Origin of the sequence: Pseudomonas taiwanensis DSM 21245 (genome assembly GCF_000425785.1) — a bacterium.
Taxonomy (GTDB): Bacteria; Pseudomonadota; Gammaproteobacteria; order Pseudomonadales; family Pseudomonadaceae; genus Aquipseudomonas; species Aquipseudomonas taiwanensis.
This window is the reverse complement of record NZ_AUEC01000037.1, coordinates 50369-56368: the sequence shown is the minus strand read 5'-3', so window position 1 is coordinate 56368 and position 6000 is coordinate 50369. Positions and strand designations below refer to the sequence as shown.

Sequence of the window (6000 nt, the reverse complement as noted above, 5' to 3'; positions counted from 1 at the left end):
AGGCGTTTGAGCCAGAGGCAGAAGCCGTTGCGTTCCCAATACAGGATCTTCACGCGGTTGCGCGGCTTGTTGAGGAAGACGAAAAGCACTGGGTCGAACACCGCCACCTTGATATCGAGTTCGATCAGCGCGGCCAGGCCATCGATGGATTTTCGAAAGTCGACAGGCTTGGGGTAGAGGTACACTTTTTCGACTTTGGCGTCGGGTCGCATCATGGTCGGCGAGCTCCAGAAAGAAATCGGGAGCACAGCATCGGGGATCAGGTAAGCGCTTTGAATGTGGGGTTCATGGAGCGCTTACCGAACAAGGGCGGCACCTGGGATGTGGTGGAGATCGAAACCGGCACCGTCCAGGGCTTCGCCTTCAGCTACCGGGCCGCGCTTCGCTTCGTGGATGCAATGGAGGCAGGCGCCGCCAGCAAGGTAGGCCTGCAATGAACGGCGCACCACTCCCAAGCCAGCGCGATGCAGTGCTGGCCCAGCTCAATGCGAGCATCGACAGCTTCTTCCTCGACGGCGGGGCCGTACAGCAGGTGAAAGGCTACGAGCCGGTGCCGCGCCCAGCGCATCGAGACATCGAGGCGATCCAGGCCGCGCCTGCCAAGAAGGAAGATCCCCGTGTCATCCGGCGCGCCTCGCAGCTGGCGGAGATCCGCAAGATGGCCAGGACCATGACCTGCCAAGAGGTGCAGGAAGCCACCGGCTACTCCAGGCAGGCACTGTTCCGAGCAGGTCGCGAGGGCAACTTCGTGTTCCGCCGGCCCGAGAGCAAGAACCCCGAGGTGGATAAACGAGAGGTTCAGCGCCAGATCCAACGGAACGAAAAGCGCATCGAGGAGCTGAAGCTTGTCGAGCGAATCTCCGCCCTGCGGGATGAGGGTCAGCATCGCGCCCAGGTGGCGACGCAGCTTGAGCTCAACTACGGAACGCTGGTGAAGATCATCGAGCGAAACAACATCGACTTCCCAAAGGTCCGCGCCCGCAAATGAAGCGTATCACCGCCCGCGTCCGGCATTGCCGGCGCCAGCAACACATCAATCTTCCGGCAAGCCGATTAGTAGAAAGTGTCTACTCAATTATTCAGACAAAAAATTTTTCAATCTTCACCTCGATACCACCATCATCACTCAATTCAAAAAGGCATTTGAAGCTTTGAGCCCCCATCCCGCCGACTCGGTTCACGTATCGAACAAGGATCATCCCTTTCCCCGGAATAACATCGTTCGGAAACGAAAGTGAAAACTGAGCTAGTTGCCCAACCTTAAGCACCGCCTGTTTGAAAACAAGCTGTTTATCCTCTACGGACTCAGGCCTAAAGAACACTTCGATACGCTGGCAATCCACCCCCATATTGGTGAGCGAAAAGTCTCTGTATCGCTCACCATTCGAAAATCCACCGGTAGTCGAGTAGAGCTGAAATATGGGCTCAACCAGCAATTGAAATTGTTTCGCCTGATTCTCATGGCTTTCCAATTGTGCTTGCCACTGCCTCTCAGCAACATCTACTAGAGCTTTCTGCTGCCGCACATTCTCTGCAAGCTCTTCTCCTTGTTTTTTCAACGCCTCAGAACTGGCTTTAAGTTCTCGCCCCTGCAACACTATTCCAAGCAATAGCCATAAAAATGCGAGTGGGCCGAACGCGCCTGCTAAGAAATCACCTAGTTCGTTTAACTTCAACGAAGAAAATTCATCCCACTTCTGGATAACCCACCACATCATCACCGAGAAGTAGGCCAAGGTGATCACCGGCCACCACCATTCAAGCTTTTTCAGCACATCGACCTCCTTAATCCTGAAGTGCTAAATAACCCATCCTAAACCAAATTGCCACCATGCCGCATCCGGCCACGGAGGGCGGCGCATGCATGGAGAAAGCCATGATCGGCACACCCTGCGAGTACGTGCAGCAGTATTACCAGGTCCCGGCGTGCATCGGCCGCCGCGTGATTGCCTACGGCAAGCCTGGCGTCACCCTCGACGAGAGTTTGAAGCGCCATCCAAGCCGTTACCATCCCGTGGACGGCATCGAGTATGGCGAGATGGCTGAAGCGCTGCCCAAGCCACCGCGCCGCACCAACTACGACCGGTACTACGACGAAGAGTGGAACTGCGATTTCCACGAGTTCCTGGGTATCAACCGGCCTCATCGCGAGAAGCGCAAGCATGAAGGCCAGTGGCAGTACCGAATGTACCGATCGCGTTCCGGTTGGCGAGGCTCCTGCGACCGAGACATTGAAGGCGAGTGGTGCCCCACAGCGCCCCTGGCCAAAGCCAGCTACAAGGCGGCGCTGAGCAAGCGAAAAGCCGCCTGAACCTCCGGCGCTGCCCGCCAGCTCTAGTTTATAGCCGACTATAGATCCTTTATAGATCAATATAGGAAAATTATAAAACGTGGGATCAGGCTCGATATGGGATATCAGACTTAACGACTTGGATACCTATATAACCACATGATCTAAGCAACGACTTGATAGAGCGTTCAGCTAAAGCTTGATCGGCTATAGGACCGATATGGATTGCAGCGATGCTTTCGGGCGACACTTCAACTTCCAAATACGGAACCAGGTACTCGCCCCGAGATCGATACATAACCTCCGAACACTCATGAGCTCCCGCCACTACCAGCCTAACCTCTTTCTCTGCAGAAAAGTGCTTATTCTTAAATCTCCCAGCACTAACACTCAATTCATCCGCCGCCTCACCAGCCTTCTCCATGGTCGTACCATTTGTAGCAACATCATTAAAGGCAGCTACCAAGTTTGATACAACCTTTTTTGCCTCCGCCCTCTTTTTTACGTCGCTATATACACAATCCAAAAGTCTATGCTTTTTCTCAAGTTGTGCCCTTGAAAATTCAACGGCAAAATTCCCATAACCTCGCCACTGACTTAACAAATTAGGCGCCCGACTAAACGAACAAGTGAAAACCGAGTGATCAGCTTCTTGTGCGTTCATTCTTGCCAGAGCAACTGCGAGAAACCCTGTTGCAAATGCTCGTTCTGGCGGCTGATCTTCCTCTGCCGCCAGTTTATTGTACTGATTTAACAGACACCTAGCCCCATTTTTCATTTCATCCGTGTCATTCAAATAACTTATATTTGTCAGCCACAACTTTCGACTCTTTACAATCGAAGCGATCGCCCCTAGATCCGTATAGTGAAAAAGTTTCTCATCATTAGCAATCATGGGCACCCTTACAGTTTTTAATAACTCAACTAACCTCACACATTTCAACATTTTTCGCCCCAAAAGCAAACCAACCTGAAAAATATCAAGCCGTGTTAGCGGAGGAGGAGCCAGCTTGTCTAAAGAAAACCGATCCAGCAACACCGAGAAAGCCACGAAGCTGTGCCGGTGCCCGTTTTGCGGTCAGCAAGACGCCTTCGTTGAGCAACTCGACAGCGATGCCTCTGTCGTTATCTGCCAAGGCCGAGTCGATAAGTATTCGGCCTGCCTTGCTAGCGGGCCAGTCGGAGTCCAGCAGCACGAAGGCGAGGATCAGCCAGGCCATGACCATGCAGTGAAAGAGTGGAACAAGCGCGCCGCCGCAAAGCCCCACCCCGAGCCAATAGCCTGGATGGTTGGTACTGCCATCTGGTGGACCAAAGAAGAGGCAGAGCGGGATGCGGCGGCGACTGGGCTGCCGATTGTCCCTGTTGGGCCGTTGGTATCCATCCCTGACGGATACTGCCTGATGCCCAAGCGGCTCACGGCCGAGAACGGCGCCAAGGCACTGCTGCTCGGTGAGTTCAAGCTGGAGGTCACCCAGGAATGCCCGGAATGCCGCGAACTGGATGAGCCGGTAGAAGGCTGCGAGATATGCGATGGCGAGGGTGAGTACGGCCAGCGCCATATCATCCCGTGGGACAAGATCAAGTACATCTACAGCGAAGCCGTCAGGGGTCTCGCGATTCAGCCGAACACCACCCGAGAGCCCGCCTGACGCCTGGAGCACATTTGTACTCCATCCAGCTGTAACCCCTCTCCCCCCTATTCAATGCCGCGATATGGCGGCCAAGGAGTACCCGTGCGCCTCAAGAAAGCTGAGCGCGAGCAGGTCTGCATGAAGTACGGCGGCCGCTGCGCCTATTGCGGCAACGATCTGGGCGAGCGCTGGCACGCAGATCACTTCGAGCCAGTCGTCCGCAACACAGGCGAAGCAGCGAAGACAGTCCCAGCCCTACGGCCAGGCAACCACAACCTGGCCAACATCATGCCGGCCTGTGTGCCCTGCAACCTGAGCAAGCACCGAATGCAGCTGGAGGACTGGCGCCGCTGGCTGGCCGGCCACGTCAACAGCCTCAACCAGTACCACCCCATCTAACGCCTGGCCAAGGCCTACGGCCCTATCGCCGAGACCGGGGCCGAGGTCGTCTTCCACTTCGAAAAGGTGAGCCAACAATGACCCGCCTCGCCCTCTGCCTCCTGCTGCTGGCCACCGGCGCCAGCGCAACCGAGAACGTCATCGACGTGCAGCACGACAGCCAGCACGGCGTCACCTGCTACCTGCTGAATGGGGTCGGCATCAGCTGCACCCCCGACAGCCAGCTGCAGGCCGGCAACGAGCGCCTGCTCTCCCCGCACGAAACCCAACCCGAACCTACACCCGCTCTGGCGCCTGGGCGCTGGATTGATGAGAGGTATCAGCTGTGAAGATCGGAAAACTGTTTCTTGGACTGCGCTGGTGTTACGGCGGAAGGGAGGAGGCTGTTGTCGCGAGCTGGGCGCTGAAGTGTGGCTACTGGCGCTGGGCGGTGTGGTGGCGCAAGCCCAAGAAGGCGCTTTGTCTTCCGGCATTCGGCCCCTCGATGGCGGCCGGCACCAAGTACCGAATCGGCTGCGGCCACTTCGGCGCATGGGTGAGGCTCCCGCTGCTGGGCTCGCTCTCCCTTTCCACACAGCCGCCCTACCCCAGCCAGGTGGCGCCATGATCGACGTAACCGTAGTGAGCGCCGAAGACCGGGAGCTGCTGACCTTCGCCGCCAAGGCCGCAGGCTTCTAGACCTCTTGGCAGGACTACACCCTTTGGGTCAGGCGCGGCAACGACCTTTGGACGGTGTGGGAGCCGCTGCACCACGATGGCCAAGCATTCAGCCTCGCTCTTGAGCTGGAGATGCCCATTCACCCTGGCCGCGTCTGGAAGTCATACCGCGCAGGGTGCCGAGGTGACTTTGTTGAAGCATCTCGGGACATAACGCCTATCAGTAACCCGAAAGCTACCCGCCGGGCAATTGTTGAGGTTGCCGCTGAAGTGGGCAAAGCAATGCAGGAGGCAGCATGAGCGACCTGATCCAAGTGAGGGTCTCCAACCTGGTCGGCGCGCCTCTGGACTGGGCGGTGGCCAAGGCTACAGCCGCCGGCGAGATCAAGGTGAGCGAGCAAGGCGTGAGCTGCATCTACGACACACCCGAGGGGGGCTGCTGGACGAACCTCTATCAGCCGTCGAAAGATTGGAGCCAGGGCGGCCTGCTGATCGATGAGCACTCCGGAAAATCGCAGCACATTCCTGGCCTGCCCGATGATGTCTGCTACGCAGGCGGGCCGGCCGGCGCCAGAGTCTGGTGCTACGGGCCAACCGCGCTGGTCGCATTCTGCCGGGGCCTTGTCAACCACAGGCTCGGCAATATCGTCCAGATACCGAAGGAGCTGATTCCGTGATCCTGGTACTGACATACAAGGACTTCCCAGGAAAAGATTCTTAGTCTTACGCCCAGAAGTCAGTAACCTCAAGACAACCCAAGCCATGTCGATATCGCCGCGACTATTACCCCGGCAACAATAGTCATAGCCCATCCGATTGAAAGGCCAAGTAATTTACCAGCTTTCAGATTTGGAGTTTCTTGGACTGCCTTTTGTTGAACCTCACAATCCACAGCAGTCACATCCTTAAGTCGCGCACCTTTCAGGAGCGTTTCGCTATCGCTCTTGCACCCTTCAATATTTATCCGATCTGAGTCTTCGAGTTCAAACATTGCCATAAATTGCCCTCTGTACAGCTACT

The 6000-nt window shown here is 56.4% G+C and carries 12 protein-coding genes and 1 pseudogene; 9 read left to right on the top strand and 4 right to left on the bottom strand.

The window, feature by feature from the left end; genetic code table 11:
• Positions 1-215: IS66 family insertion sequence element accessory protein TnpB (gene tnpB / locus H620_RS0116760; protein ID WP_049818802.1), on the bottom strand; the 215-nt coding region annotated here is incomplete at its 3' end.
• Between the two features lie 72 nt (positions 216-287).
• Between tnpB and H620_RS27105 the strand changes: the two genes are divergently transcribed.
• A complete protein-coding gene (locus H620_RS27105) occupies positions 288-437 on the top strand; it encodes a hypothetical protein (protein WP_162144455.1) in 150 nt (49 codons plus the stop codon).
• Entirely contained in the window at positions 434-988 is a 555-nt protein-coding gene (locus H620_RS0116750) for a hypothetical protein (protein WP_209439659.1), read from the top strand. Before H620_RS27105 ends, H620_RS0116750 begins: the two co-directional genes overlap by 4 nt.
• A gap of 91 nt (positions 989-1079) precedes the next feature.
• On the opposite strand, the gene H620_RS0116745 is transcribed toward H620_RS0116750, so the two are convergent.
• Positions 1080-1775 (bottom strand): hypothetical protein, encoded by a 696-nt coding sequence (locus H620_RS0116745; RefSeq protein WP_027907716.1) that lies wholly within the window; start codon positions 1773-1775, stop codon positions 1080-1082.
• A 101-nt stretch (positions 1776-1876) separates the two neighbouring features.
• On the opposite strand from H620_RS0116745, the gene H620_RS0116740 reads away from it, so the two are divergent.
• Positions 1877-2311 (top strand): hypothetical protein, encoded by a 435-nt coding sequence (locus H620_RS0116740; protein ID WP_027907715.1) that lies wholly within the window; start codon positions 1877-1879, stop codon positions 2309-2311.
• Positions 2312-2396: 85 nt separating this feature from the next.
• On the opposite strand, the gene H620_RS26975 is transcribed toward H620_RS0116740, so the two are convergent.
• On the bottom strand, positions 2397-3341 hold the full coding sequence (locus tag H620_RS26975) for a DUF2971 domain-containing protein (protein ID WP_162144454.1): 945 nt from the start codon (positions 3339-3341) through the stop codon (positions 2397-2399).
• On the opposite strand from H620_RS26975, the pseudogene H620_RS27865 reads away from it, so the two are divergent.
• The 6 genes and pseudogenes from H620_RS27865 to H620_RS0116715 all read left to right on the top strand — a co-directional run.
• Positions 3301-3531, top strand: a pseudogene (locus tag H620_RS27865) (hypothetical protein); the annotation flags it as partial. The gene H620_RS26975 and the pseudogene H620_RS27865 overlap by 41 nt on opposite strands.
• 162 nt (positions 3532-3693) lie before the next feature.
• Positions 3694-3942, top strand: coding sequence for a hypothetical protein (locus H620_RS27100; protein WP_162144453.1), 249 nt, complete (start codon positions 3694-3696; stop codon positions 3940-3942).
• Positions 3943-4026: 84 nt separating this feature from the next.
• On the top strand, positions 4027-4323 hold the full coding sequence (locus H620_RS0116730) for an HNH endonuclease (RefSeq protein WP_244880964.1): 297 nt from the start codon (positions 4027-4029) through the stop codon (positions 4321-4323).
• 77 nt (positions 4324-4400) lie between these two features.
• The gene (locus tag H620_RS0116725; RefSeq protein WP_027907714.1) at positions 4401-4652 is read left to right on the top strand and encodes a hypothetical protein; all 252 of its coding nucleotides are present in this window, start codon (positions 4401-4403) and stop codon (positions 4650-4652) included.
• Positions 4649-4930 (top strand): hypothetical protein, encoded by a 282-nt coding sequence (locus H620_RS0116720; protein ID WP_081669712.1) that lies wholly within the window; start codon positions 4649-4651, stop codon positions 4928-4930. Before H620_RS0116725 ends, H620_RS0116720 begins: the two co-directional genes overlap by 4 nt.
• A 346-nt stretch (positions 4931-5276) precedes the next feature.
• Entirely contained in the window at positions 5277-5657 is a 381-nt protein-coding gene (locus H620_RS0116715) for a phage protein NinX family protein (protein WP_027907712.1), read from the top strand.
• A gap of 68 nt (positions 5658-5725) precedes the next feature.
• Here H620_RS0116715 and H620_RS26970 read toward each other — a convergent pair whose 3' ends face one another.
• Entirely contained in the window at positions 5726-5977 is a 252-nt protein-coding gene (locus H620_RS26970) for a hypothetical protein (RefSeq protein WP_155950789.1), read from the bottom strand.
• Between the last annotated feature and the right edge of the window lie 23 nt (positions 5978-6000).